General features: G+C 71.8%; 27 protein-coding genes and 1 tRNA gene. 12 read left to right on the top strand and 16 right to left on the bottom strand.

What is annotated here, in order from left to right; translation table 11 throughout:
• The first annotated feature begins 123 nt into the window (after positions 1-123).
• From nrdH to CXY01_RS05135, 6 genes are all read left to right on the top strand, one after another.
• On the top strand, positions 124-369 hold the full coding sequence (nrdH, locus tag CXY01_RS05160; RefSeq protein ID WP_146925975.1) for a glutaredoxin-like protein NrdH: 246 nt from the start codon (positions 124-126) through the stop codon (positions 367-369).
• A 111-nt stretch (positions 370-480) separates the two neighbouring features.
• Positions 481-897, top strand: a complete 417-nt coding sequence (gene nrdI, locus CXY01_RS05155; RefSeq protein ID WP_146925973.1) for a class Ib ribonucleoside-diphosphate reductase assembly flavoprotein NrdI — start codon at positions 481-483, stop codon at positions 895-897.
• On the top strand, positions 867-3,014 hold the full coding sequence (gene nrdE / locus CXY01_RS05150) for a class 1b ribonucleoside-diphosphate reductase subunit alpha (protein WP_146925971.1): 2,148 nt from the start codon (positions 867-869) through the stop codon (positions 3,012-3,014). Before nrdI ends, nrdE begins: the two co-directional genes overlap by 31 nt.
• Positions 3,015-3,057: 43 nt before the next feature.
• Positions 3,058-4,032 carry a class 1b ribonucleoside-diphosphate reductase subunit beta gene (nrdF, locus tag CXY01_RS05145; RefSeq protein WP_146846702.1) on the top strand — a complete coding sequence of 325 codons (975 nt, stop codon included), beginning with the start codon at positions 3,058-3,060 and terminating at the stop codon, positions 4,030-4,032.
• A gap of 87 nt (positions 4,033-4,119) precedes the next feature.
• Entirely contained in the window at positions 4,120-4,848 is a 729-nt protein-coding gene (locus CXY01_RS05140; RefSeq protein ID WP_146925969.1) for a DUF2510 domain-containing protein, read from the top strand.
• A 124-nt stretch (positions 4,849-4,972) separates the two neighbouring features.
• Positions 4,973-5,272 carry a DUF1540 domain-containing protein gene (locus CXY01_RS05135; RefSeq protein ID WP_146925968.1) on the top strand — a complete coding sequence of 100 codons (300 nt, stop codon included), beginning with the start codon at positions 4,973-4,975 and terminating at the stop codon, positions 5,270-5,272.
• A gap of 60 nt (positions 5,273-5,332) precedes the next feature.
• On the opposite strand, the gene CXY01_RS05130 is transcribed toward CXY01_RS05135, so the two are convergent.
• On the bottom strand, positions 5,333-6,094 hold the full coding sequence (locus CXY01_RS05130; protein ID WP_246125045.1) for a phosphotransferase: 762 nt from the start codon (positions 6,092-6,094) through the stop codon (positions 5,333-5,335).
• Between the two features lie 218 nt (positions 6,095-6,312).
• The gene (locus CXY01_RS05125; protein WP_246125043.1) at positions 6,313-7,116 is read right to left on the bottom strand and encodes a hypothetical protein; all 804 of its coding nucleotides are present in this window, start codon (positions 7,114-7,116) and stop codon (positions 6,313-6,315) included.
• A 140-nt stretch (positions 7,117-7,256) separates the two neighbouring features.
• On the opposite strand from CXY01_RS05125, the gene CXY01_RS05120 reads away from it, so the two are divergent.
• Positions 7,257-11,207: a sigma-70 family RNA polymerase sigma factor gene (locus tag CXY01_RS05120; RefSeq protein ID WP_186813297.1), complete on the top strand. Its 3,951-nt coding sequence runs from the start codon at positions 7,257-7,259 to the stop codon at positions 11,205-11,207.
• Between the two features lie 13 nt (positions 11,208-11,220).
• On the opposite strand, the gene CXY01_RS05115 is transcribed toward CXY01_RS05120, so the two are convergent.
• From CXY01_RS05115 to upp, 3 genes are all read right to left on the bottom strand, one after another.
• Positions 11,221-11,886 (bottom strand): SDR family oxidoreductase, encoded by a 666-nt coding sequence (locus tag CXY01_RS05115; RefSeq protein ID WP_146925964.1) that lies wholly within the window; start codon positions 11,884-11,886, stop codon positions 11,221-11,223.
• Between the two features lie 45 nt (positions 11,887-11,931).
• Positions 11,932-12,195, bottom strand: coding sequence for a hypothetical protein (locus CXY01_RS05110; protein WP_146925963.1), 264 nt, complete (start codon positions 12,193-12,195; stop codon positions 11,932-11,934).
• A gap of 198 nt (positions 12,196-12,393) precedes the next feature.
• The gene (gene upp / locus CXY01_RS05105; RefSeq protein WP_146925962.1) at positions 12,394-13,029 is read right to left on the bottom strand and encodes a uracil phosphoribosyltransferase; all 636 of its coding nucleotides are present in this window, start codon (positions 13,027-13,029) and stop codon (positions 12,394-12,396) included.
• A gap of 56 nt (positions 13,030-13,085) precedes the next feature.
• On the opposite strand from upp, the gene tadA reads away from it, so the two are divergent.
• Complete coding sequence (tadA, locus tag CXY01_RS05100; RefSeq protein WP_246125041.1) at positions 13,086-13,559, top strand: tRNA adenosine(34) deaminase TadA; 474 nt, start codon at positions 13,086-13,088, stop codon at positions 13,557-13,559.
• On the opposite strand, the gene CXY01_RS05095 is transcribed toward tadA, so the two are convergent.
• The 3 genes from CXY01_RS05095 to CXY01_RS20770 are packed head-to-tail and all read right to left on the bottom strand — an operon-like array spanning position 13,547 to position 15,059.
• Complete coding sequence (locus CXY01_RS05095; protein WP_186813296.1) at positions 13,547-14,398, bottom strand: NAD-dependent protein deacetylase; 852 nt, start codon at positions 14,396-14,398, stop codon at positions 13,547-13,549. The genes tadA and CXY01_RS05095 overlap by 13 nt on opposite strands.
• A gap of 18 nt (positions 14,399-14,416) precedes the next feature.
• Positions 14,417-14,800, bottom strand: coding sequence for a type II toxin-antitoxin system VapC family toxin (locus CXY01_RS05090; protein ID WP_146925961.1), 384 nt, complete (start codon positions 14,798-14,800; stop codon positions 14,417-14,419).
• A gap of 1 nt (position 14,801) precedes the next feature.
• Positions 14,802-15,059 (bottom strand): FitA-like ribbon-helix-helix domain-containing protein, encoded by a 258-nt coding sequence (locus CXY01_RS20770; protein ID WP_186813295.1) that lies wholly within the window; start codon positions 15,057-15,059, stop codon positions 14,802-14,804.
• Between the two features lie 82 nt (positions 15,060-15,141).
• Here CXY01_RS20770 and CXY01_RS05080 point away from each other — a divergent pair.
• A tRNA-Ser gene (locus CXY01_RS05080) sits at positions 15,142-15,231 on the top strand.
• A gap of 173 nt (positions 15,232-15,404) precedes the next feature.
• The gene (locus CXY01_RS05075) at positions 15,405-15,758 is read left to right on the top strand and encodes a hypothetical protein (RefSeq protein WP_146925960.1); all 354 of its coding nucleotides are present in this window, start codon (positions 15,405-15,407) and stop codon (positions 15,756-15,758) included.
• 47 nt (positions 15,759-15,805) lie between these two features.
• On the opposite strand, the gene CXY01_RS05070 is transcribed toward CXY01_RS05075, so the two are convergent.
• Positions 15,806-16,759 (bottom strand): DUF4198 domain-containing protein, encoded by a 954-nt coding sequence (locus CXY01_RS05070; protein ID WP_146925959.1) that lies wholly within the window; start codon positions 16,757-16,759, stop codon positions 15,806-15,808.
• A gap of 153 nt (positions 16,760-16,912) precedes the next feature.
• The gene (locus CXY01_RS05065; protein ID WP_146925957.1) at positions 16,913-17,860 is read right to left on the bottom strand and encodes a helix-turn-helix transcriptional regulator; all 948 of its coding nucleotides are present in this window, start codon (positions 17,858-17,860) and stop codon (positions 16,913-16,915) included.
• 62 nt (positions 17,861-17,922) lie between these two features.
• Here CXY01_RS05065 and CXY01_RS05060 point away from each other — a divergent pair, with 62 nt between their 5' ends.
• A complete protein-coding gene (locus CXY01_RS05060; protein WP_146925956.1) occupies positions 17,923-18,885 on the top strand; it encodes an alpha/beta fold hydrolase in 963 nt (320 codons plus the stop codon).
• On the opposite strand, the gene CXY01_RS05055 is transcribed toward CXY01_RS05060, so the two are convergent.
• The gene (locus CXY01_RS05055) at positions 18,882-19,424 is read right to left on the bottom strand and encodes a P-loop nucleotide/nucleoside kinase family protein (RefSeq protein ID WP_146925955.1); all 543 of its coding nucleotides are present in this window, start codon (positions 19,422-19,424) and stop codon (positions 18,882-18,884) included. The two genes, CXY01_RS05060 and CXY01_RS05055, sit on opposite strands and share 4 nt — an antisense overlap.
• Before the next feature lie 53 nt (positions 19,425-19,477).
• Between CXY01_RS05055 and CXY01_RS05050 the strand changes: the two genes are divergently transcribed.
• The gene (locus tag CXY01_RS05050; protein WP_146925953.1) at positions 19,478-20,086 is read left to right on the top strand and encodes a hypothetical protein; all 609 of its coding nucleotides are present in this window, start codon (positions 19,478-19,480) and stop codon (positions 20,084-20,086) included.
• A 48-nt stretch (positions 20,087-20,134) separates the two neighbouring features.
• Here the strand turns inward: CXY01_RS05050 and CXY01_RS05045 are convergent, their stop codons facing one another.
• From CXY01_RS05045 to CXY01_RS05025, 5 genes are read right to left on the bottom strand one after another with little or no spacing between them, the layout of a single operon-like run.
• Positions 20,135-20,776, bottom strand: coding sequence for a DUF998 domain-containing protein (locus tag CXY01_RS05045; RefSeq protein WP_186813294.1), 642 nt, complete (start codon positions 20,774-20,776; stop codon positions 20,135-20,137).
• Positions 20,776-21,507, bottom strand: coding sequence for a phosphatase PAP2 family protein (locus CXY01_RS05040; protein WP_146925951.1), 732 nt, complete (start codon positions 21,505-21,507; stop codon positions 20,776-20,778). The genes CXY01_RS05045 and CXY01_RS05040 overlap by 1 nt, the downstream gene beginning before the upstream one ends.
• On the bottom strand, positions 21,507-22,181 hold the full coding sequence (locus tag CXY01_RS05035; RefSeq protein ID WP_146925950.1) for a phosphatase PAP2 family protein: 675 nt from the start codon (positions 22,179-22,181) through the stop codon (positions 21,507-21,509). The genes CXY01_RS05040 and CXY01_RS05035 overlap by 1 nt, the downstream gene beginning before the upstream one ends.
• 17 nt (positions 22,182-22,198) lie before the next feature.
• On the bottom strand, positions 22,199-23,227 hold the full coding sequence (locus tag CXY01_RS05030; RefSeq protein ID WP_146925949.1) for a LacI family DNA-binding transcriptional regulator: 1,029 nt from the start codon (positions 23,225-23,227) through the stop codon (positions 22,199-22,201).
• A 56-nt stretch (positions 23,228-23,283) separates the two neighbouring features.
• Positions 23,284-24,972, bottom strand: coding sequence for a discoidin domain-containing protein (locus CXY01_RS05025; RefSeq protein ID WP_146925948.1), 1,689 nt, complete (start codon positions 24,970-24,972; stop codon positions 23,284-23,286).
• Positions 24,973-25,064 lie beyond the last annotated feature (92 nt).

Below are 25,064 nucleotides of genomic sequence, written 5' to 3'. Positions count from 1 at the left end.
GGCAGTGCCAGAGCGGCTCTTCGCACCACGCCAGGCCCGGAAGGCGGGCCCTTCAGCTTCAGAGAACAGCTTCGCGAACGCTCCGGGGGGAGCGTGCCGCAGACAGGACAACGGGGAGCCACCATGACGATCACGGTCTACAGCAAGCCGGCGTGCGTGCAGTGCACAGCGACCTACCGCGCGCTCGACAAGCTCGACGCCGACTACACGGTGGTGGACATCAGCGAGGACGCCGACGCGCGTGACTACGTCATGTCGCTCGGCCACCTGCAGGCCCCCGTCGTGATCGTCGACGGCGAGCACTGGTCGGGCTACCGCCCCGACCGCATCAAGGCACTCGCCGACCGTCTGGCCACGGCAGTCGCCTGACCGAGACTCCCCGGATCGGCGCTGGTCTCGACACCGCGCCGATTCGGCGGGCCTTTCCGCGCCCGTAGGGCGTCTGATGTGAGCACGACCCGAGGTGAGGGGATCCGGCCGATGAGCTCCCTGGTCTACTTCTCCTCCTCCTCGGACAACACCCACCGTTTCGTGCAGAAGCTTGGTCTGCCGGCAGAGCGCATCCCGCTGCTGCCGTCCGACCCGTTCCTGCACGCCTCCGAGCCGTACGTGCTGATCCTGCCGACGTACGGCGGGGGCAACGAGGGTGGGGCAGTACCGAAGCAGGTCATCAAGTTCCTCAACGACGAGGACAACCGTGCTCTGATCCGCGGCGTCATCGCGGCCGGCAACACGAACTTCGGCGAGAAGTACTGCATCGCGGGGGACATCATCGCGGCCAAGTGCCACGTCCCCTACCTGTACGGCTTCGAGCTCATGGGTACGACCGAGGACGTCCACAACGTCCGTGAGGGATTGGGAAGATTTTGGCAACGACAGTCGCAGATACCCGCGTAGAGACGTCGGGACTGGATTACCACGCCCTCAACGCCATGCTGAACCTGTATGGCCCGGACGGCGAGATCCAGTTCGACAAGGACCGTGAGGCGGCGCGCGCGTACTTCCTGCAGCACGTCAACCAGAACACGGTCTTCTTCCACGACCTCAACGAGAAGCTCGACTACCTCGTCGAGAACAAGTACTACGACCCCGAGGTGCTGGGGCAGTACGACCGCGCGTTCATCAAGACGCTCTTCGAGTACGCGTACTCCAAGAAGTTCCGCTTCCAGACGTTCCTCGGCGCGTTCAAGTACTACACGTCGTACACGCTGAAGACGTTCGACGGGAAGCGGTACCTGGAGCGCTTCGAGGACCGCGTCTGCATGGTCGCCCTCGCCCTGGCGGAGGGGAACCAGGACTTCGCGATCTCCCTGGTCGACGAGATCGTCTCCGGCCGCTTCCAGCCGGCCACCCCCACGTTCCTCAACCTCGGCAAGGCGCAGCGCGGTGAGCCCGTCTCCTGCTTCCTGCTGCGCATCGAGGACAACATGGAGTCGATCGCGCGCGGCATCAACTCCGCCCTGCAGCTGTCCAAGCGCGGCGGCGGCGTGGCCCTGCTGCTCAGCAACATCCGCGAGCACGGCGCTCCCATCAAGCACATCGAGAACCAGAGCTCCGGCGTCATTCCCGTGATGAAGCTGCTCGAGGACTCGTTCTCCTACGCCAACCAGCTGGGTGCCCGCCAGGGCGCCGGCGCGGTGTACCTGCACGCGCACCACCCGGACATCTACCGGTTCCTCGACACCAAGCGCGAGAACGCCGACGAGAAGATCCGCATCAAGACCCTCTCGCTGGGCGTCGTCATCCCGGACATCACGTTCGAGCTGGCCAAGAAGAACGAGCCCATGTACCTGTTCTCGCCGTACGACGTCGAGCGTGTGTACGGGATGCCGTTCGCGGACATCAACGTCACCGAGAAGTACTACGAGATGGTCGACGACGCCCGGATCAAGAAGACCAAGATCAGCGCGCGCGAGTTCTTCCAGACGCTCGCGGAGCTGCAGTTCGAGTCCGGCTACCCGTACGTCATGTTCGAGGACACGGTGAACCGGGCCAACCCGATCGCCGGCAAGATCACGCACTCAAACCTGTGCTCGGAGATCCTGCAGGTCTCGACGCCGTCGACGTACAACGAGGACCTCTCCTACCAGGAGGTCGGCCGCGACATCTCCTGCAACCTCGGCTCGATGAACATCGCGCTGGCCATGGACTCGCCCGACTTCGGCAAGTCCGTCGAGACGGCGATCCGTGCGCTCACCGGCGTCTCCGACCAGACCGACATCGAGTCGGTCCCGTCGATCAAGAAGGCGAACGCCGGTGGTCACGCCATCGGCCTCGGCCAGATGAACCTGCACGGTTACCTGGCCCGCGAGCGCATCTTCTACGGGTCCGACGAGGGCCTCGACTTCACCAACATCTACTTCTACACGGTGGCGTACCACGCGATCCGTGCGTCGAACCTGCTCGCGCAGGAGCGCAAGCAGAAGTTCTTCGGTTTCGAGGACTCCAAGTACGCGACGGGCGAGTACTTCGAGAAGTACATCGCCAAGGAGTGGAAGCCGAGGACCGCCCGCATCGAGGCGCTGTTCGCCGAGGCCGGGGTGCACATCCCGACGCAGGAGGACTGGGCGGCGTTGGCTGAGCTGGTCAAGGAGCACGGCATCTACAACCAGAACCTGCAGGCCGTGCCGCCGACGGGCTCGATCAGCTACATCAACCACTCGACGAGCTCGATCCACCCGATCGCGTCGAAGATCGAGATCCGCAAGGAGGGCAAGATCGGGCGCGTCTACTACCCGGCGCCCTTCATGACCAACGACAACCTGGAGTACTACCAGGACGCGTACGAGATCGGCTACGAGAAGGTCATCGACACCTACGCCGAGGCGACGCAGCACGTCGACCAGGGCCTGTCGCTGACCCTGTTCTTCAAGGACACGGCCACCACCCGTGACCTGAACAAGGCGCAGATCTACGCCTGGCGCAAGGGCATCAAGACGATCTACTACATCCGCCTGCGCCAGCTGGCACTCGAGGGCACGGAAGTTGAAGGTTGCGTCTCGTGCATGCTCTGACGGGTTCTCTCGATTCTCTGAACGACACGAAGGAAGCACTCCGATGAGCGAGAAGCTCAAGCTCGTCAGCCGCGTCTCGGCGATCAACTGGAACCGGCTCGACGACGACAAGGACGCGGACGTCTGGGACCGCCTCGTCGGCAACTTCTGGCTGCCCGAGAAGGTGCCGGTCTCCAACGACGTGCAGTCGTGGGCCACGCTGACGGAGCAGGAGAAGACGCTCACGATGCGCGTCTTCACCGGCCTGACGCTGCTGGACACCATCCAGGGCACGGTCGGCGCCGTCTCGCTCATCCCCGACGCGATCACGCCGCACGAGGAGGCCGTCTACACGAACATCGCGTTCATGGAGTCGGTGCACGCCAAGTCGTACAGCTCGATCTTCTCGACGCTGTGCTCCACCAAGGAGATCGACGAGGCGTTCCGCTGGTCGGAGGAGAACCCGAACCTGCAGCGCAAGGCCGAGATCGTCATGGACTACTACCGCGGCGACTCGCCCCTGAAGCGGAAGGTCGCCAGCACCCTGCTGGAGTCGTTCCTCTTCTACTCGGGCTTCTACCTGCCGATGTACTGGTCCAGCCGCGCCAAGCTCACCAACACGGCCGACCTCATCCGCCTGATCATCCGCGACGAGGCCGTGCACGGGTACTACATCGGCTACAAGTACCAGAAAGGCCTGGAGAAGCTGTCGGCGGCGGAGAAGGCGGAGCTCAAGGACTACACGTTCGAGCTCCTCTTCGAGCTGTACGACAACGAGGTCGAGTACACGCAGGACCTCTACGACGGCGTCGGCCTGACCGAGGACGTCAAGAAGTTCCTGCGCTACAACGCCAACAAGGCCCTGATGAACCTCGGCTACGAGTCGCTCTTCCCGCGCGACGAGACCGACGTCAACCCGGCGATCCTGTCGGCCCTGTCCCCGAACGCCGACGAGAACCACGACTTCTTCTCCGGCTCGGGCTCCTCGTACGTGATCGGCAAGGCCGTGAACACCGAGGACGACGACTGGGACTTCTGACCCGACGCTCAACCCTGCTCGACGAACGGCCGATTCCCCTGCGGAACCGGCCGTTCGTCGTCGGAGCCCCCGAGCCCTGGAGCCGTCGTGGACGCCGTCGCACCGAGCTGGTACCCGGACCCGCAGCGGGACGGCATGCTCCGCTGGTGGGACGGCTCACGCTGGACCAAGCACGTGCAGCCGTCGCGGTCGGCCGGCAGGCCGGTCCTCGGCCAGGAGGTCACGCCGGGCGTGGGACCTGTGACCTTCTACGGGCCCGACGAGCCGATCACGCACGCGTTCGCCCCGATCACCGACGAGCGGTACGCCGGCTCCCCGCTGGCGGACGCGCTGGCTCAGCACGTGCGCGCGGACCGCGGCAGCGGTGACGTGCAGATCCCGGTCGAGCACCACGCGGCGGTCGAGGCGGTGTACCAGCTGCGTGCTCGAGGTGGCGTGCTGGGCGCGGTCGCGGGGGTCGGTGAGCAGCTGGTGGCACAGGCGATCGCGGCGGGGCCGTCGACGGAGGCCGCTGCCCCGGGTTGGATGGCCGGACCGGGTGCGACGTCCACGGTGCCGGGCATGAGCTCGCCGGCCGGTCGGGCGGGCTACCGGGCCGTCGGTGGGGCGACGCGAGGCGCCCTCGGCGCGCTGGCCCTCTGGCGGCTGGTGGTCACGGCCGGCCTCAGCGTGCTCTTCGTCGTCGGTGGCCTCGTCCTGGCGATCACGCTCCCGCCGGCGCTGCCGTTCGCGGTGGCGCTCCTCGTCCAGGGTGCGCTGATGGTGTGGCTCACCGTCAGGGAGGTCACCCGTCGGCGCGAACCGGGTCCCGTGTGAGGGCAGCCTCACCTGCATTGTGCCTCTGACCTGCGGGTAAGCCAGGCCTTCCTTTCTAGGCAGGGTGCGCGGACCGGGTCTACCGTCGAGGGAACCACGCACGTCCCGCCCCACGGAGGTCGACATGAGCACCCTGATGGACATGCCCGCAGTCGCCGAGTGTTCGGTCGCCGGCTGCTCCTACAACGACCACTCGCACTGCCACGCCGCCGCGGTGAACATCGGTGGCACCACGGGCGACGCGCAGTGCACCACGTTCTTCCCGCTCGGCACCAAGGGCGGCCTCGACAAGGTCATCACGCACGTCGGTGCCTGCCAGCGCGCCGAGTGCGTGCACAACGCGTCGCTGGAGTGCAGCGCGCCGTCCATCCGCGTCGGCGCCGGCCACGAAGAGGCGGACTGCCTCACGTTCAGCCCCCGCTGACCCCACGCACGCCGACGGCCGCCCCGCTGACCGGGGCGGCCGTCGTCGTGCCGGCGCGCGTCAGGGGTGCGCGGCGACCTGGACGAGGTCCCGGACCAGCACGGCGGCCGCAGGGACCAGCTCGCGCTCGCCGGGCACCAGCGAGGGATCCTGGGCGCGCAGCGAGGCTGCGGCGTCCAGCTCGGTGAGCGGGTCGACGTCCGTCGCGGCCAGGAACGCCGCCAGGAGCGCGCGGGCGGCCTGCGAGTACACGCCGCCGGCGTCGACGGCCACCTCGGCGATGATCAGGGCGGTCAGCGAGACGTCGAGCTCGGCCGTGCCGGTACGGGCGTTGGCCCAGTCCACCAGGGCGGGACCGTGGCTCTCCGTCAGGATGACGTTGCCGGGGTGCAGGTCGAGGTGGACCACCGTCGGGCCCCCCGTGACCAGGGGCCAGGACTCGGGCTGGTCGGGTCCCCAGCCCTCGGGCGCCGGGATCGCGTGCAGACGGGTGTGCAGGTCCTGCAGGATGCCGGCCGCGTCCGGCAGCGAGACCTCGCCCGCCGCGAGCGCCTGCAGGAGGGTCGGTCCGTGCATGCGCTCCATCACGAGATCCGGTCCGCTGGCCTCGAGCACGGCCGGGGCGGGGAACCCGTGCGCGACGACGTGCCGCAGCAGGTGGACCTCGGAGGACGCGTCTGCGCCGGAACGGTACCGGCGCAGGACGTGCGCGTCGTCGAGGGCGAACACGTCCGCGGTCGCGCCGGAGGCGAGGACCGGGCCGGGCTCGGGGGAGGCGGCGAGCGCCTCGTCGACGGGCGGGAGGGGCTGGTCGACGGGCACCGTCGACCGACGGTCGGGCTGCGTGGGGAGGTCGGGCGGGTACGTCTCAGCTACCTCGGCAACCCTTCGTTCTGAGGGTGTCGCGGGGTCGCTCGGAGCTAGTCCAGCGCTGTTCATGGATCGACGGTAGACGCATTCGCCCCCGTTGTCCCCCGCCGGCTACCGACAAGTCCCTGACCTGCGCTTTACCTGCCGGACACCTGTCGGGAACCGCTGGGTCAGGGCCTGGCGACCCGGTCGAGCATCCGCAGCGCCTGCTCGTGCGTGCTCGGCAGCGGCTCGACCCAGACGCGGACGGGCTGCCGGACGGACGCCCGGACGTTGAGCAGCTCGCACCGGCGCGCGATCTCACGGTGCAGGGCCTCGAGCGGCGGGTGCGGGTCCTCGTCGGCGCGCGCGAGGACTGCGAAGACGCCGCCGCCCAGGGTCGCCATCGGGTGGCCGTCGCCGTAGGTCTGGATCATCGCGGCGCCGACCGCGGCAGAGCGGGCAGCCCGCGTGAACGGGTCCACGTCGCCCGTGGCCACGTCGACGACCACGAGGTGGTGCCCGAGCGTGGCCGCGGTGCGGGCGCGCTGGGTGGGCAGCGTCGCGTCGCGGTACGTCTCGGCGAGCCGGAGCGCCAGGTACTGACGGCTCGGCAGCCCCGACTCGGGGTCCATCGCCGCGCCGACGACGACGGCACCGGCCTGGGCGTCGGCCCAGCCCTCGCACAGGGCGCGCAGCACGGGCATGGGGGGCTCCGTGGCGCCGAGGGTCCGGTACAGGCAGGCGAGGTCGTCCAGCGTCTCGCCGATCCCGACACCGTCGTACCCGCGGGCGTGGCCCAGCTCCGTGGCCGCGAGCGCGGCGTCCCCTGCGGTCAGCACCGCGGTCGCCAGCGCGTCGACCGCCGGGTGGTACCAGTCGGACGGGCGCAGCCAGACCGAGCTGACGCTCTCGTCGCGCCAGCGTTCCCGGAGCGCAGCAGGCAGCGCGTCCGTCGGGGAGGCAGCGTTGTTGGACCCTGAATTGATCGTCACGCTGGATGAGAGGCCAACACCTGTCGGGTGTGACGCCACTCCGGCACCTTTTCACCCGGCGAACTTCACCCTGCTTATGTGGAAACGCCGCATATGGCAGGCTGTGCCGTCGAACGACGCAATGCCGACGGGAGCCGTTCGTGTCAGCAAGCACGCAGCTGGACAGCGGCGTCGTAGGAGACGCGGAGCTGATCGCCTCCGCGCGCTCCGGTGACGCTGCTGCCATCGGCGCGCTCTACGAGCGGCACGCGGGCGCCGCGTGGGTGGTCGCCCGGCAGTACTCGGACTCCCCGGAGGATGCCGACGACGTCGTCGCCGACTCGTTCACCGCCGTCTTCGGTGCCATCGAGCGGGGCAACGGGCCCGAGGCGGCGTTCCGCGCGTACCTCTTCACCGTCGTGCGGCGGGTGGCGGGGCTGCGGCGCGAGAAGAACCGACGCGTCCAGCCGACCGACGACATCGCTGTCCTCGAGGCTGGCACCGCCCTGGCCGGGACCGCCGAGGAGCCCGCGCTCGCCGGCTTCGAGCGCGGGGTCGTCGCGCGCGCGTTCCACTCGCTGCCCGAGCGGTGGCAGGCCGTGCTGTGGCACACCGAGGTCGAGGGTCTGACCCCGGCGGAGATCGCCCCCATCCTCGGGCTCACGGCCAACGGCACGGCCGCTCTGGCGTACCGGGCACGCGAGGGTCTGCGGCAGGCGTACCTCCAGCAGCACCTGCAGGACCCCCTCGACGACGGCTGCCGCACGGTCGCCGGCAAGCTCGGCGCCTACGTCCGCGGCGGTCTGGGCTCCCGGGAGACCGGGCAGGTCGAGGCGCACCTCGAGGACTGCGGGACGTGTCGCGGCCTGCTGCTCGAGCTGGGCGACGTGAACCACGGCATGCGCGCCGTCATCGCGCCCCTCGTGCTCGGCCTGGTCGGACTCGGTGCGCTCGGCGTCGCCCTGCCGGTGGGCGGTGGCCTGGCGGCCGGTGCCGCAGCAGCCGCCGCGGCCGGCGCGGGCGCCGGTGGTGCCGGAGCGGGTGGTGCCGGAGCGGGCGGTGTCGCGGCGGGCGGCTCGACGGCGGCGGGCGCCACCACGGCGACCGGGACCGTCACCGCTGTCGGTGCCGGGGCCGCGAGCGGCGCAGCGGCGACCGGTGGGGTGGCGGCCTTCCTCGCGGCGATCCCCCTGGGGGTCGCCGCCGCCGTCGTGGGCGCCGTGGCGATCGCCGCGGTGGCCGCGATCGCCATCGCCAACCTCGTGAACCCGTCGGAAGACCCGACGGCCGCGGCACCCGCGCCCACGTCCAGCGAGTCCACGAGCAGCTCGCCGCAGCCCACGTCGAGCGCCTCCGCGGTCGCGACGCCGCAGCCGACGGACCTCCCGACGCCCGAGCCCACCGACCTGCTGGCCGACGACGACGTCGTCCAGGACGACGACGACGACGTGCTCCAGCCGTCCGACCGCGGCGACGCGACGGCCGACGGTCCGCAGGACGAGGAGACCGCCCCGCCGGCTCCCGTCGTACCGACGCCCGTGGTCCCGACACCCCCCATCGTCCCGGAGGACCCACCCCCGCCGCCGCCCCCCCCGCCCGCACCCGCGTCGGTGTCGATCGACGTGCCGTCCGCGGGGCTCACCCTCGAGGCAGGGCTCGGCGGCCAGGAGCTCGTCGTCGGCCTGCTCAACAGCGGCGGGACGGCGGCGACGGACCTGTCCGCCGACGTGACGCTGCCCGACGGCGTGACGCTCGACGGCATCGCAGCGGCTGCGCTGGAGGGCATCGGCGGTGGCGGCTTCGCGGTGTCCACCGCGGCGGGCTGGCTGTGCGTCGTCGGCGACGGCGCCAACATCGCGTCGTGCACGCTGGACACCCTGCCGGCCCTGTCGACGTCGACCCTCGTGCTGCGCGTCTCGATCGACGAGGCGTTCGACCGGGCCGACGGCGAGATCGGTCTGCACGTCCACGGTGCCGGGATCGACTACGTGGCGCCGCCGATCCCCCTCGCCATCGCACCGTCGCCCGCGCGCCTCGCGCTGCGCAGCGTCCCCGCCACCCTCCCGCTGGTCAACGGCCGGACGCGGCAGCTGGACCTGCCGGTGGCGAACATGGGCGGGACGGCGATCGCCGCCGGTGCGGCAACCGTGACCGCGCACCTGCCGACGGGTGTCACCGGGACCGCTGCGCCGGGCTCGGCCTGGGCCTGCACGGGCGCCGGGACGCTGACCTGCAGCTCGAGCGCGGTGGGTGCGCGCACCGACGCGCCGCTCTCGCTGCTCCTGTCGTCCGCGACGGCAGGCGTCCCGGCGAGCGGCCTGCTGGCCGTCGAGCTGGCGCCGTACGGGCGGCTGGCGTCCCACACCGTCACCGTGCCGTTCACCGTCCAGCGTCCGGCTGCCCTGGGGATCTCCGGCCCGGGGACCGCGACCGTCGCCGTCGGGTCGCCCGCGAGCGTGCCGCTGAGCGTCTCGAACACCGGCGACCTGCCCGCCCAGGGCGTCACCGTCACGCTCAGCAGGCCCGAGGGCGTCGCCTTCGGCTCGCCGGCGGTCGTCCCCGGCGCCTGGACCTGCTCGGACGGCTCGGCGACCACCGTGCAGTGCACCACCGACGCCATCGACCCGGGCGCCGCGCTCGACCTGCCCGTCGGCCTCGATGCCGTCACCGGGCAGTTCGGTGCCATCGGCACCGTGACCGCGTCCGCGCAGGCGCCGGACGCTGACGCGGCTCCCGCGTTCGGCATCGCCGTCGACGCGCTGACCCCGGTGCTGACCCTGGACGAGGACGACCCGCAGGTCTGGCTCGGCCAGGGCGGCACAGGGACCGCGCGGTTCACGGTCGGTGCGAGCGCAGCCGACGCCGAGAGCACGCGGGCGACGCTGCGTCTGCCCCTCAACCTCCGGGCCGACCTCGCCACCACCGCGTCGCCGTCCAACGCGTGCGTCGCGCCGGACCCGCGCACCGTGTCGTGCGACCTGGGGACCGTTCCCGCGGGCGAGACGGTGCAGGTCCTGGTCGGCGTCCGGTCGGCGGGCAGCGCACGGGGCACGGTGACCGTCGCGGTCGAGGCGGTGGGCGCCTCCACACAGAGCTCCAGCTCGGCGCAGACGTCCTCCGGTGGTCTCGACGTGCGGGACAGCTTCACGGGCGCGGACGTGACCGAGATCGGCGCACCGCTCCTGACGTGTCCCCGAACCGTGACCACGTGCGCCTCGGCGATCGAGAAGGGCGACCGGGACAACAACTCGTTCGCCATGGTGCCGCTCGACGAGGCGTCCCCGGCGCCGACGGGCCCGCGCAGCTCGGTCCCGGTGTCGTCCACCGCGAACCTCGTCGTGCCCGACGGCCGCGAGATCCTGTTCGCCGGGCTGTACTGGTCGGCCAACGCCGGCCCCCGGGACACCTGGAGCGGACCCCTCACGTCGGCGCGCCTGCGCGGCCCCGGCGGCTCCTTCACCGAGGTCACCGGCGACGTGGTCTCGGAACCGACCGACAACGCCAACCGGCGGTACTACCAGTCGTTCGCGGACGTGACGGACCTCGTGTCCGACGGCGGCTCGGGGGGCTGGTCGGTCGCCGACATCGCGGTGAGCGCCACGGCCACGGACGCCGAGCGCACCTACTACGCCGGCTGGTCGCTCGTCGTCGTCTTCTCCGACCCGGCGTCGGACGCGTCGGTGACGGTGTACGACGGCGGCCAGTGGATCGGCAGTGCGGCCCTCCCGGTCGCGTTCGAGTTCGCCGCGGACGCGGGAACGACGGCGCGGATCGGCGTGGTGGCGTGGGAGGGCGACCGGACGGGCACCGGTGACAGCCTGTTCCTCGGTGACACCTGCCTCGGCACCCCTGACGCCCCGGTCCAGCGCGCCCTGGTGCCCACGCGACGAGGGGGGTACGACGGCTCCGCGTCGAACGCCTTCGACTCCACCGCGACGGGCTGGCGGGCCACCAACTCGCTCGGCACGGACGCGAAGGCCTTCCGCCCGGTCCGGCTCGCGTGCGACGTGAGCTCGCTGACCGCGGTGACCGCCGGGGACCAGTTCCTCATCGGCGCCATCACGCTCCGGTCCGAGCCGGTCCCCGAGATCCCGTCGGAGCCGCAGGGCTGAGCGCGAGCCGCTCTCAGTCGGCGCGCTCGAGGACGGCGGCGACGGCCGACTCCGTGGGCACGACCCCACCGATCAGCTCGAGGGCCAGCCCTGCCGTGCGCGGCTCGTGCAGCAGCGCTACCAGGACCGCCGCGACGTCCGCGCGGGGCACCGAACCGCGCGGCACGGAGTCGTCGAGCCGGACCGAGCCCGTCGCCTCGTCGTCGGTGAGGCCGCCGGGTCGCAGGATGGTCCAGTCGAGGTCACGGCTCCGCAGGTCCAGCTCCGCGGCACGCTTGGCGACGAGGTAGGCGGCGAACACCTCGTCGGTCCCGGGCGGCGGGGGAGCGCCCGCGCCCATCGACGAGACCAGCACGTACCGCCGCACGCCCGCCTGCTCCGCGCCGTCCGCCAGCAGACCGGCCGCGGCGCGGTCGACCGAGTCCTTGCGCTCGATGCCGCTGCCGGGCCCGGCTCCCGCTGCGAACACGACCGCGTCGGCACCGGCGATCGCCTCGGCCACGTCCCGCGCGTTCGCGCGCTCCAGGTCGAGGACCACCGCCTCGGCGCCGTCCGCGACGACGTCGTCGACGTGCCCCAGCTGACGAACCAGCGCGACCGGGACGTCACCGCGCGCCGACAGGGCGCGGGAGAGGTGTCGCGCAACCTGACCGTGGCCCCCGGCGATCGCGATGCGCATGGCACCCACGGTAAGCACGGCGCCGGGTCCCTGCGAGCGGGGAGGTCAGCCCGCGTCGGTGGGGTCGCCGAGGAGGCGCAGGTGGCTCATCCGGTCGCCGAGGCGGTGCACGTCGTCCGAGCCCGCCGGAGCGAGCGACAGCGCCGTGTACGTCTCGGCGCCGGGCAGCATCTCCGTGGCGAACTCACGCAGCACCTCGGCGACCTCGGCCAGGTCGGCCGGTGCCCGGGCGGTGCCCTCGGGCAGGCTCACGTACAGGAGCAACCCCGGCTGCGAGGCGGGGGCGGGAAGCGGGGCGGGAAGGGCCATGACGTCGTCTCCGGGTGCGCGGTCCGCGGCCCGGTGCGGGCGGCGGGGTGGTCAGGGGCCTGGGTGGATCAGGACCAATGACACGCGCACGGATACGCGGCGACGAGGCGCAGCGCAGACGTGGACATGGGGCGACTGTCGCACGCGCCGCGCTGGGCACCAAGAGAGATACGTCGGCGTCCCACGCCGTGGGACGGGTCAGACGACGCCGTACAGGCGGTCGCCCGCGTCCCCGAGCCCGGGCACGATGTACGCCTTGTCGTTGAGGCGCTCGTCCACGGCGGCGACGACGACGGACACGTCGGCCCGGTCGCCCACCGCCTGCTCGACGACCGCGAGGCCCTCGGGTGCGGCCAGGAGGCAGACGGCGGTGACGTCGCGGGCGCCGCGCGCGAGCAGGAAGTCGATCGCGGCGACCAGCGTGCCACCCGTCGCCAGCATGGGGTCGAGCAGGAAGCACTGCCGGCCCGACAGGTCGTCCGGGAGGCGGTTGGCGTACGTGATCGCCTCGAGCGTCTCCTCGTCGCGCTGCATCCCGAGGAAGCCGACCTCGGCCGTGGGCAGCAGGCGCGTCATCCCGTCGAGCATGCCGAGCCCCGCGCGCAGGATGGGCACGACGAGCGGGCGCGGGTCGGCCAGCTTGACGCCCGTCGTCTCGGTGACCGGGGTGACGATGTCGACGGTCTCGACGTGGACCTGCCGGGTCGCCTCGTAGGCGAGCAGGGTGACCAGCTCGTCGACGAGGAGCCGGAAGGTGGGCGACGCAGTGTTCTGGTCGCGCAGGACGGTGAGCTTGTGGGCGACCAGGGGGTGGTCCGCGACGTGCAGGCGCATGGGCTCAACCTACCGGGCAGTCACCTCGGGGACGCCGCCTGCGCCATGATGCCCCCATGACTCTCCGTCCCGTCCAGGCGGCCGACGCCTGGGCGATGGGGCTCGCCCTCGACGAGGCCCGTCGCGCCGTGCAGACCGCCGACGTCCCGGTGGGCGCCGTCGTCGTCGGCCCGGCCGGTGACGTCGTGGGTCGGGGGCGGAACCGCCGGGAGGCCGACGACGACCCGACCGGCCACGCAGAGATCCTCGCGCTGCGGTCGGCCGCCGACCGGCTCGGGCGGTGGCGGCTGGACGACTGCACCCTCGTCGTGACCCTCGAGCCGTGCCTCATGTGCGCCGGCGCGACGGTCCTGGCCCGCATCCCGCGCCTCGTGCTCGGCGCGTGGGACCCGAAGGCGGGGGCGTGCGGGTCGCAGTGGGACGTCGTGCGGGACCGGCGCCTGAACCATCGCGTCGAGGTCGTCGGGGGAGTGCGGGCCGACGAGTGCGGCCTGCTGCTGCAGCGGTTCTTCGAGGCTCAGCGCGACTGACGCGGGGTCGGCAGGGTCTCGGCCAGGTCCGTCAGGGTCTCCGACGTCCCCGCGTCCAGCGTCATGGCCGCGTACTTGTCCCCGCGCGTGGCACCCCGGTTCACGACGACCACCGGCTTGCCGTTCAGCGCGGCGTGCCGCACGAACCGCAGCCCGGACTGCACGGTCAGCGACGAGCCGGCGACCAGCAGCGCGTCCGCGTCGTCGACCATCGCGTACGCCCGCTCCACCCGCTCGCGCGGCACGTTCTCGCCGAAGTAGACGATGTCCGGCTTCAGCATCCCGCCGCAGACGGCGCAGTCCGCGACGACGAAGTGGCTGGTCTGCTCGATGACGGCGTCCGCGTCCGGGGCGATCTCGATGTCCGCGACCGCCGCCGTGAACCCGGGATTGAGCGCGTCGAGCCGGTCGGCCAGCTCCGCCCGTGAGATGACCGTCCCGCACGACAGGCACCGCACCCGGTCGTAGCGGCCGTGCAGGTCGATGACGTTCCGCGAGCCCGCCGCCTCGTGCAGCAGGTCGACGTTCTGGGTGATCAGCCCGGTCACCACCCCGCGCTGCTCGAGCGCAGCCAGTGCCCGGTGGCCGGCGTTCGGCATCGTCCGGTGCACGTGCCGCCAGCCCACGTGGTTCCGGGCCCAGTAGTGCCGGCGAAACCCCTCGTCGCCCGTGAACTGCTGGAACGTCATCGGCGTGCGCGGCGGCGAGTCCGGACCGCGGTAGTCGGGGATGCCCGAGTCCGTCGACACCCCCGCGCCCGTGAGCACCGCGAGCCGGTGGCCGGCAAGGAGCTCGACCACGTCCGCCAGCGATCCGGCGGTCATCGGGCGGGAGTCCATCGGTCCACGGTACGACGGTCAGACGGCCTCGACCCGTGCGGAGTGCCCGGACGTCCGCGCAAGGCGGTGGTCGCGCGTGAGAAGGGTGGCGTCGAGCGCCTCGGCCAGAGCGACGTACGGAGCGTCGTACGCACTGACCTGCTCCTGCAGCTCCCACGACCGGCGCAGGAGCGGCGTCACCTCGTACCGGGACAGGGGCAGGTCCGCGAGGTCGTCGACGGCGCCACGGGCTCGCCCCTGCGTCAGGAACCCGCGCTGCGCCAGGCGCCGCAGCGCGCTCAGCACCTCGACGTCGAGGTGCGCCGGAGCATGCAGATCGTCCCCGCCCGCACGGAAGCGCTCGCGCAGACCATCAGGATCGAGGAGAAAGTCGACCACGACCGACGCGTCGACCACGAGCACGTCAGCGGTCCGCGGTCAGGTGCGCGTCCCGAGCGTCACGTTCCGCCTCGATCAGCTCGACCACCGGCTGGTCCGCCCGAGGGGGCGCCACGTCACGCGCGCGGATGCGGTCCGCGAGCTGGTCCAGCGTCGGTCGGGACCCGATCCGCACCAGCTCGGCCAGGAGGAACTCCGACAGCGACCGCCCCTCACGAGCCGCCCGCGCCCGCAGCTCGCGGTGGAGCTCGTCGGGTACATGTCGGATCTGCACCATGACCATGCGATCACCGTAGGGTGCATGTGGCGCACATGCAATGGTCGATTCGTAGGACGGGGTCCCGACCAGGTACCCTTCTCGCCGAGGTAGCGTGTCCGAGCGGCCTAAGGAGCACGCCTCGAAAGCGTGTGTGGGTGAAAGTCCACCGTGGGTTCAAATCCCACCGCTACCGCCAGTCGAAGGGCCCCACCCGCAGCGTGCTGCTTACGTGGGGCCCTTCGTCGTTTCCACCACGTTCCGCCACGTCCGACACTCCGCCGCGCAAGATTGGCGACGACGGCGACAGATACCGAGTGGTCCGCGCGCCAGGAAAGTGGCTGAGCGCTCACGGTTCGGCAAGGAGGCGACGTGCGACGTCAGGCGATCGTCCTGTGGTGCGCGCTCGTCGGACTTCTCGCAGGCTGCAGTGGCGTGAACGACTCAGCGGCGCCTGCGGCTGCAGAGTCCCCAGCGGTTCCCTTCGAGCTCTCCACCCACTGCGGTCTGCATGAGCTCAGGACGGACGACGGGCACTTCTTCGAGCGTGTCGGCGGTCCGTTGACGGATGGCAGCGGGAATCCGCCGCACGGGTGGGGGAACCCGATCCAGAGCGGACAACTCGTGGTCACGGAGGAGCTTGCCGTGTTCACGGATGACCTCAGCCACCGCGAGGAGTTCCGGCTACGCGAGGGCGCGACCGACTTCCTGCAGATCTGCTCGTAGCCAGCGAAGAGAGACATGAGAGCTGGGGACGGGCTGCCCGGCCAGCCTTACCGCGTGACGTAGTACGCGATCCCCTCGTAGGCGTATCGGGGGTCGGTGGCGATGAGGTGGTCCTTCTCGGCGGCGCTGGCCGTGTAGAAGTGCTTGCCGAACTGCGACGACCAGAACCGGTAGAGGGGCCTCGTGCCGGGCTCCGCCTTCGGGAACGCGCAGTACGACACGCCCTCGTACGCCCAGCTGGGATCGGTGGCGATGAGGTGATCCTTCTCCGCTGCACTGTTGGTGTAGAAGTGCTCCTCGACCTGCGAGGAGTGGAACCGGAACACCGGGGAGCCCGCGGGGCACTCGCCTCTGCCGTTCACCCGAACTGCACGGAACGCCTCTCCCTCGATCTCCCAGTCGGGACTCTGTCCGAGCCTCTCCTGCTCGACCGGGTCGGTCGTGTAGAGGTGAGCGTTGCCGAACCTCGGGCTGAAGTACCTGGCGACGACCGGGTACTCCACGTCCCGGTTGTCGCACACCACCGTCGAGTGGTCGCCGGCCCAGTTGCCGAACGCGTCGGGGGCCCTGACCCAGGACGATGTCGGCACGGCCTGCACCGAGCACGTCACGGGGTTTCCCGGAGCGGCGCCGAACGCGGTCCAGCCCATGGCGTAGGGCGTGGGGAACGCCTGGGTGGCGTCCCGGTCGGGCCACCATCCAGCATCGGGCTCGACGTCGATCCAGTACCTCGTGGCCTGAGCGAGGTTGAAGGAGAAGGTGCCGTCGGCGCCGACGATCACCCTCTGCTCATCGTCGTCGCGTACCCGTGAGTCGCCGGTCGTGTAGACCATGACCGTGGCACCCGCCGCTGGCTGGTCGGTCCCGGCCACGAGTGCGACGCCGGACACGGTGGTGACGACGACCGGCGCAGAGGAGGCGGCGGTGGCGCCGCCCAGGACGAGCGAACCCAGAGCGACGGCGCCGAGGGCGAGGGCGGTTGCTGACGCGCGGCGTGACATGTCGCTCCGGTGACGAGCTCGGGTGGGGTCCAGGCAGACCTCGCATGCGCAACGTAGGGGTGCGCCCTGGGCCCGACAAGGTTGCATGGACGTCGCGGAGCGCTGCGGACGGTTGTTCACTCGTTCAGCCCAGACGTCGAACCCGGCCGGCGCTCAGCTGTACCGCTCGACGAGAGCGTTGCCGATCGCGGTCAGGTGGTCGCGGACGCCGGGAGGGCCGGCCACCTCCACCCACTCGACCAGCCCGGCGAGCTCGCCGGCGAGGGTGTGCTCGTCGCGACCGCGGATGACGACCTCGATGCGGCCGTCGGCGGTGGGGCCGCCGACTTCGAGCCGACTGCCGAGCCCGATCCGGAGCATGACGATCCCGTCGGGTGTGCAGAGGGCCTGGGCCTCGAGGGGTGTTCGCCTGCGGTCGACCTCGTCGGCGATCTCGCGCCAGCTCGTCGCGAGGTCGAAGTCGTCGGGTCGGTGCACGGGGTCGTCGGTGGGGTCGACGGAGGTCACGCGGTCGATGCGGAAGGTCCTCCGGCCGGCGTCGGTGTGGGCGACGAGGTACCAGGACGGGCCCTTGGCGACGATGCCGAGCGGGTGGACGGTTCGCTGGGTCTCGGCGCCGTGGGGGTCGACGTAGCCGAGGCGCACCTGGACGCCGCGGATCACCGCGTCCTGGAGCTCGTCGAGAAGGGGAGGGCGTCGGGGCTCGATGCGGGAAGACCCCCATCGTCGGGGGTCGGTCACCATCGTCGACGCGGCTGCCTCGGCGTCCACCCGGAAGGGCTCCGGCAGGGCACGGACCAGCTTGCGCAGCGCTGCCTTCACGGCGGGCGTCGCGGCCGAGGCGGGGCCGGCGACGAGGAACAGGGCGCGAGCCTCGCCGGCGGTGAGCCCGGACAGGTCGGTCCGGGCGCCGCCGAGGAGACGCCAGCCGCCGCCTCGGCCCTGGGTGGAGTACAGGGGGACTCCGGACATGGCCAGGGCATCCAGGTCGCGGCGGGCGGTGCGCTCGGAGACCTCCAGCTCGCGGGCGACCTCGGCCGCGGTCACCTGCTCGCGCTGCTGCAGCAGGAAGAGGACGGCCATCAGCCGGTCGGCTCGCATCTCGTCAACCTGTCACGGAAACCGGTCATGAGGTGACCGGTTTGGGTCCGCACGATGGCGGCATGACCTCACAGACGAGTCCCCTCACGGCCACACCCTTCCCCGAGCCCACGCTCATCCCCGTCAACGGGATCGAGCTCGAGGTGTTCGAGGCGGGCCGGCACAACGCAGGAAGGCCCATCGTGCTCTGCCACGGCTGGCCGGAGCACGCCTTCTCCTGGCGCCACCAGGTGCCCGCCCTCGTCGCGGCCGGCTACCACGTCATCGTCCCGAACCAGCGGGGGTACGGCAGGTCGTCCCGGCCGACCGAGGTGACGGACTACGACATCGCGCACCTGTCAGGCGACCTCGTCGCGCTCCTCGACCACTACGGGTACGACGACGCCACGTTCGTCGGGCACGACTGGGGGGCCATGGTCGTCTGGGGGCTGACGCTCTTGCACCCGGACCGCGTGCACCAGCTGGTCAACCTGAGTTTGCCCTACCAGGAGCGCGGCGAGATGCCCTGGGTCCAGCTCATGGAGCTGGTGCTCGGCGGCGACTTCTACTTCGTCCACTTCACGCAGCAGCCCGGCGTCGCGGACGCCGTGTTCGACGAGAACCCTGCCCGGTTCCTACGCAACCTGTTCCGGAAGAACGAGCCGCCCGCCGAGCCCGCGCCGGGCATGGCGCTGATCAACCTCGCCCGGGCGGAGACGCCGCGGGGGGAGCCCGTCATGAGCGACGACGAGCTGGCCGTGCTCGTCTCCGCGTTCGAGTCCTCGGGATTCACCGGCGGCATCAACTGGTACCGGAACCTGGACCGCAACTGGCACCTGCTGGCCGACGTCGACCCGATCATCCGGCAGCCCGCCCTGATGATCTACGGCGACCGGGACCCGGTGATGCGGTCGGAGAACCTCGCGGACTTCGTGCCGAACGTCGACGTGGTCACGCTGGACTGCGGCCACTGGATCCAGGAGGAGCTGCCGGAGGAGACGAACCAGGCGATCCTCGGGTGGTTGGCCCAGCGGGACGCCCGCTAGTCGGGGACCGACGCCGGCCAGCGGTGGCGGCGCCAGTCGTCCCACGTCGCGCAGCCCGCCGGCGGGCTGTCGACGGGCTCGCTGCCGTCGAGCTCGCCGGGCGTCGGGACGGCGAAGGTCGCCGCCCACCCGGCGAGCTCCTCGTCGGTCATGGGCCACGTGGTGTGCGGCTCGTCGGCGTGGCGGCGGTCCAGTCGTCGCCGCTGCTCGGCCGGGGTGAGCGCGAGATAGCGCAGCTCGACGGGCACACCGAGGTCGGCAGCCGCCTGCCGCAGTGCGGACCGCTCGTCGCGGGACCAGAGCCCGAAGTCGAGGACGACGCTGATGCCCAGCCGGAGGGCCCGCAGACCGATCTCGATCAGCCGACCTTCGATCACGTCCGTGGCCGACGGCGGGTTCGCGAGGCCGTAGAGCGCCTTGACCCACTCGTCCTTGGTGAGGCGGAGGGCGTCCTCCTCGACCTCGAGGCGCCGTGCCTCCGTGGTCTTCCCCGTGCCGGGCAGACCGACGGTCAGGTACAGGGTCGGCCGCGTCGTCATCGCGCCATCATCGCCGAGCCGCGCGCCGCGCACCGGCACGCCAAGATGTCCGCGTGATCCTCTACGCACAGACCCCGTGGCGCCGGACCGTCCAGGTGGTCGCCGACCTTCTCGTCATCGGCTGGGTGGTTCTCTGGGTGCGCGCCGGCCAGTGGGTGCACGAGGTCGTCGGACGGCTCGCTGCTCCAGGGCGCACGCTCGAGGCCGCCGGGTCGTCGCTGTCGGACAGCCTGGACTCCGCGGGGGACACCGTCGCGCGTGTGCCGCTCGTCGGCGACGACGTGCGCGCACCGTTCACCGCGGCCGGCGGCGCGGCCGACTCGATCGCCGACGCGGGCGTCGAGGTGCAGGAGGGTGCGCACCAGATCGCGCTGCTGCTGGGCCTCACGATCTCCGCGATCCCCATCCTGCTCGTCGTCGCGGTCTGGCTGATCACCCGGGCCCGGTTCGTCAGCCGTGCGCGCGCCGCCACGCGCATCCTCGACTCCGCGGCGGACCTGGACCTGTTCGCCCTGCGCGCGCTCGCGTCACAGCCGGTCCGTGCGCTCGCGCGCGTGAGCGACGACCCGGCGGACGCATGGCGTCGTCGCGACCCCGAGGTCGTCCGCGCGCTGGCGGCGCTCGAGCTCCACGCGCTCGGCCTGCGTGCGCCCTCGACCTGACGGCGGCCGGCGCAGCAACCCCCGGGGGAGCGCGCGGTCACCGGCGACTCAGGCGGGACCTCGCCGTCGCAGGAGGGCCACCGCGACCACGGGCACCCACAGGTAGCTGGGCCAGAACGCCAGTCGCTCCCACAGCCCGCCCAGGTCCGGGCTCGTCGCGGTGAGGAGGAAGGCGACCGACCCGGCGAGCGAGGCGAGGCCGACGACGGCGGTCGCGGCGCCCAGTCGCGGGACCGCCGGGTGCAGGCTGGCTGCCAGCAGCAGCAGGGCCAGCGGCAGGGCGACGAGCGAGGGCAGTGCGACGAGCGCGTGCAGCTCCAGGTCCTGGTCGACGGGGACCAGCCCGGTGGCGACGCTGCTCAGGCCCGCGACCACCCACGCGACCGTCGAGGCCGTGGCGAGGCGAGGCCGTGGCAGCGACCCCCGCAGCAGGACGGCTCCGAGGGCGAGCAGCACCCCGAAGACCACGAAGCTCGCGTTGACCAGCGGGTGCCACGGCGAGCAGACAGCGACGTCGCCGTAGGGGTAGGCGATGGTCGTGCACTGCGTCGCGCCGAGGTCGCTGATGGTCTGGTCGAGCAGGCTGTAGGGCGCGGTGGAGCCCCGGGCGGCCACCAGCTCGGCGACCAGGTACAGGGGTTGGACGATCCACGCCACCGCTCCGACGATGACGGCGCGCCGTCCGGCCATCAGCGGGTCAGGCTCCGCGCCGTGGAGCGGGTGCGCGCCGTCACGGACGTCGTGTCCCGGCGCAGGTAGTTCCACGCCAGGAACGCGCATACGAGCCCGTTGAGCAGCCCGACCATGACGTCGGAGAGGCTGTGCATGCCGCGGTAGAGGCGGGCGGTGCCGACGGCGAGGGGCACCAGCAGGCAGACGACCGTGACGGCGATGCGCAGCGCACGGTTGCCGATCCGCTGGGCGAGCATGGCCAGGACGACGTAGAACGCGGTCGACGCGCCGGTGTGGCCGCTGGGGAAGCTGGAGGTGGGCGGGGAGTCGTCGAGCTTCTCGACGTCGGGGCGCTCGCGGCCGACGACGAGGGCGGAGGTCATGAACACGATGGCCTGCACGGCGATGGCCTGCGGCGGCACGATCGCGAGCCACCACTGCTTGGTGCGCCACCAGAAGAGCGCGACGAAGAGCACGCACGCGCCGATGATGAACTCGGTGGTGCCGATGGCGGACAGGACCGTCGTCACGGCGTCGAGCGTCTCGGTGCGCTGCTCGACGAACCACTCGTTGACGGCGGCCTCGCCGGGCAGGTTGTCCAGCGGGCCGGTGATGAGGAGCCCGATGCCGACGATCACCACCCACAGGCCGACCGCGGGGAGCAGCACGCGGACGGCGAAGTCGCGCCACGCCTCCTTGCGGGTGGGGGCGGACGAGTCCAGCTCGTAGCGGTGCAGGAAGGTGTGCATCACTTCTCCTGGTCGGGGGGCGTCGCGGACCAGCCGCTGTAGCCCAGGTAGGACGCGCCCGCGAGGGCCGTCCCCAGAGCGATCCCTGCGACGACGTCGGAGGGGTAGTGCACGCCGAGCATGACGCGGTCGACGGCCGTGAGGAGGGTGCAGGTGGCGGCGACGAGCGGGACGACCACCCGGCCGCGGGGTCCGAGCAGCGGCCAGACCAGCAGGGTCAGGGTCACGGCGACGGCGGCGGTGTTCGTCGCGTGCCCGGACGGGAAGCTGGACCCGGGGGCGTGCGCGACGGCGTCCTCGACCACCGGACGGGCCCGCTGGACCAGACCCTTGGCGCCCAGCTGGATGACCCAGGCGGCCATGATCGTGAGGAACGCCCACAGCGCCCGGGTGGTCAGCCCGTGCCGGCGCCAGACCCAGACGCAGACGAGCGTCGCGGCGAGGTTGACCCACTTCGCCTGGAACAGCTCCTGCCACACGAGGAGCGCCTGGCGGACGCCCGGGTGGTCGCGCGTGAACTCGGTGGCGGCCTGGATGGTGCGCTGGTCGAAGGTGACGACGGCATCCACCTCGGCACGCACCAGGTACGCGAGGACGGCGACCGGGATGGTGAACGCGATCCCGAACGCGGCGGCGCGCAGGAGCGCACGGCGGCGGAGCGGGAGCGGGCGCATCCCCGGAGGCTAGGGCGCTACGCGGTCCCCCGCACGACGAGCGACGGCTGGAACAGCACCCCACGGGGCGGCTGCTGCGGGCTGGCGATCCGGTCGAGGAGGAGCCGGGCCATCTCCGCGGCCATGTCCTCGACGGGCTGCCGCACGGTCGTCAGGGGCGGGGTGGTGCCCAGCGCGGTGCTGGTGTCGTCGAAGCCGACGACCACGACGTCCTGCGGGACCCGGCGCCCGGCGTCCTGCAGGTGCCGCACCACCGACTCGGCCATGAGGTCGTTGGCGGCGAAGACGCCGTCGGTGCCGGGCAGCTCGTCGACGATCGTGCGGGCCGCCACCACGCCGCTGCGGGCGGTGAAGTCGCCGGGCAGCACCTGGACGGAAATGCCCTGCGCTGCGGCGGTCGCGAGGAAGCCGTCGAGGCGCTCCCGGGCGGCGGCCAGGTCCTCCGGACCGGCGACGGCCACGCAGGACCGCACGCCGAGCGAGACCAGGTGCTCGGCGGCGAGCCGGCCTCCCGCCGCCTGGTCGGCGTCGACCCAGCTGAGCGGCACGCCGGACGTCGGCCGGTGGGAGAGCACCGACGGGACGTGCAGCTGGTGCAGGGCGAGCGGGAGGTCGGTGTCGTCGGCGCTGGAGATGACGAGCACGCCGTCGACGTGACCCTGCTTCAGGTACGCCAGGACGAAGTCGTGGTCCTCGCGGTCCGCGGGGAGCACGACGAGGTGGATGCCGGACGCCCGCAGCACGCCCTGCGCGCCGGCGGTCACCCGGCCGAAGTACGGGTCGGAGAAGATCCGCTCCAGGAACGCGGCGCCCGACGAGCCGGAGGCCGGCTCCGCGATGACGAGGGCGACCGAGTTGGTCCGGCGGGTGACCAGCGAGCGGGCCGCGTAGTTGGGCACGTACCCGGTCTCCCGGACGGCCTCGTCCACCTTGCGGCGCATCACCGGGTCCACGGCGATGCCGTTGAGGACCCGCGACACGGTGGACCGGGAGACGCCGGCGCGGAGCGCGACCTCCTCGAGCGTGGAGGCGTGTGGCGCGGTCATGGCCCTGTTGTAGCACCGGGGGGCCGACGACGGGCGTCGGCCCCCCGGTGCGCACGTCAGCGGTAGACGCGGACGTAGTCGACGAGCATCCGCGACGGGAACGGCGTCGTCGCGTCGACCGGTCCGGGCCAGTCGCCGCCGACGGCCAGGTTGAGGATCACGTAGAACGGGTGGTCGAACACCCACGGACCCTTGGTCGCCTGGACGGTCGCCTTGCTGGCGGTGAACACGACGACACCGTCGAGGGAGAACCGGATGCCGGTCGCATCCCACTCTGCGGCCCACACGTGGAACGCGTCCGAGAGCTTGGCGCCGCCGGGAGCCGTGTACATCTGCCCGTACCCGCCGCCGCCGTTGTACTGCGGGGCGTGCAGGGTGGAGTAGCCCTCGCGGGTGTTGCGACCGAGGACCTCCATGATGTCGATCTCGCCGTTGTACGGCCACGGGCGGCCGGTGAGGAAGTCGGCGCCCATCATCCAGAACGCCGGCCACAGGCCGTTCCCCTCGGGCACCTTGACCCGCGCCTCGACCCGGCCGTACTCGAACTCGAACTTCCCGCCGGTGTTCATGCGGTGCGAGGTGTAGTCGCGTCCGCCGGCGGTCTCCCGGCGGGCCTCGATCACCAGGTTGCCGGCGCCGTCCATCCGGGCGTTCTGGTTGTTCGTGTAGTACTGGATCTCGTTGTTCTGGCCGGTGCCGGGGTCGATCGTCCACTTGGCCGGGTCGGGCAGGGTGCCGGCCGCGGTGTTGAACTCGTCGCTCCACGCGAGCCGCGAGAAGGTGGGTGCCGGTGCGTGCGCGGGCGGTTGCACGGGGTTGCCGCCGGTGCCGTAGACGTCGAAGTCGTACAGCGAGTAGCCGTACGCGCTGCTGCGCTTGTTCACCGCCAGTCGCACGTACCGGCCGGTGCCGCTGACCGCGAGCTCCTCGTGGAAACCCTTGCCCGTGGTCGTCGAGTAGACCGTGGTCCACGTGGAGCCGTTGGGGGACACCTGGATCTGGTACCCGGTGGCGTAGGCGGGGTCCCACTGCAGGACGACCTTGCTGATGGTCGCGGTGGCGCCGAGGTCGACCTGGATCCAGCCGGCGTCGGTCCAGCCGGTCAGGTTGCTGCTGGCCCAGCGCGAGGCCGGGTCGGCGTCGAACGCCTTGTCCGGGCCGCACTGCCAGCAGCTGCCGTCGTCCTGCGACGAGGAGGCGGTCGCGGGCTTGGCGTAGGACAGCAGACCCGACGTCGGCGGCGTCGTGCTGCCGCCGAAGACCTCGAGCTCCCACAGCGACACGCCCCACTGGGTGGCCCGTGCGGTCGCCAGGACGCGCACGTGGCGGACGGTCGCGTCGACGGCGAGGGACTGCTTGGCCGCGGACGTCGGGGCCTCGGTGCGCAGGGTCGTCCAGGTGGAGCCGTCGGTGGAGCCCTGCAGCTGGTAGCGGGAGGCGTACGCGTTCTCCCAGGTGAGGTCGACGCGGCTGATGCGCTGCGCCGAGCCGAGGTCGACGCTGACCCACTGCGGGTCGGAGAACGCGCTGGACCAGCGCGTCCCGGCGTTGCCGTCGGTCGCGGCCGTGGCCGGGAACGCGACGTTCTCGGCCGACGAGGCGGTGGTCGGCCTGCCCTTCGAGAGCAGCACGTCGGCGGCCTGCGCCCCGACGGGGACGGTGACGAGCGTGACGGCGAGAGCGAGCGCCGCGGCTGCGGCAGCGAGGATCCGCGGCGTACGGGCGCGCGGGAGGACGGGAGCCATGCTTCCCCCAAGGGTCGTCATTGACGGGATGGGTGGTGGGGCTGGGCCAGAGAGCGCTCTCTGCTGCACACCCTGATACCGCCCATGACATC

Source organism: Cellulomonas xylanilytica, from assembly GCF_007989805.1.
In the GTDB taxonomy this organism is placed as follows: domain Bacteria; phylum Actinomycetota; class Actinomycetes; order Actinomycetales; family Cellulomonadaceae; genus Cellulomonas; species Cellulomonas xylanilytica.
Note: the sequence above shows the minus strand (reverse complement) of the source record. Positions and strands in the feature narration are given on the sequence as shown.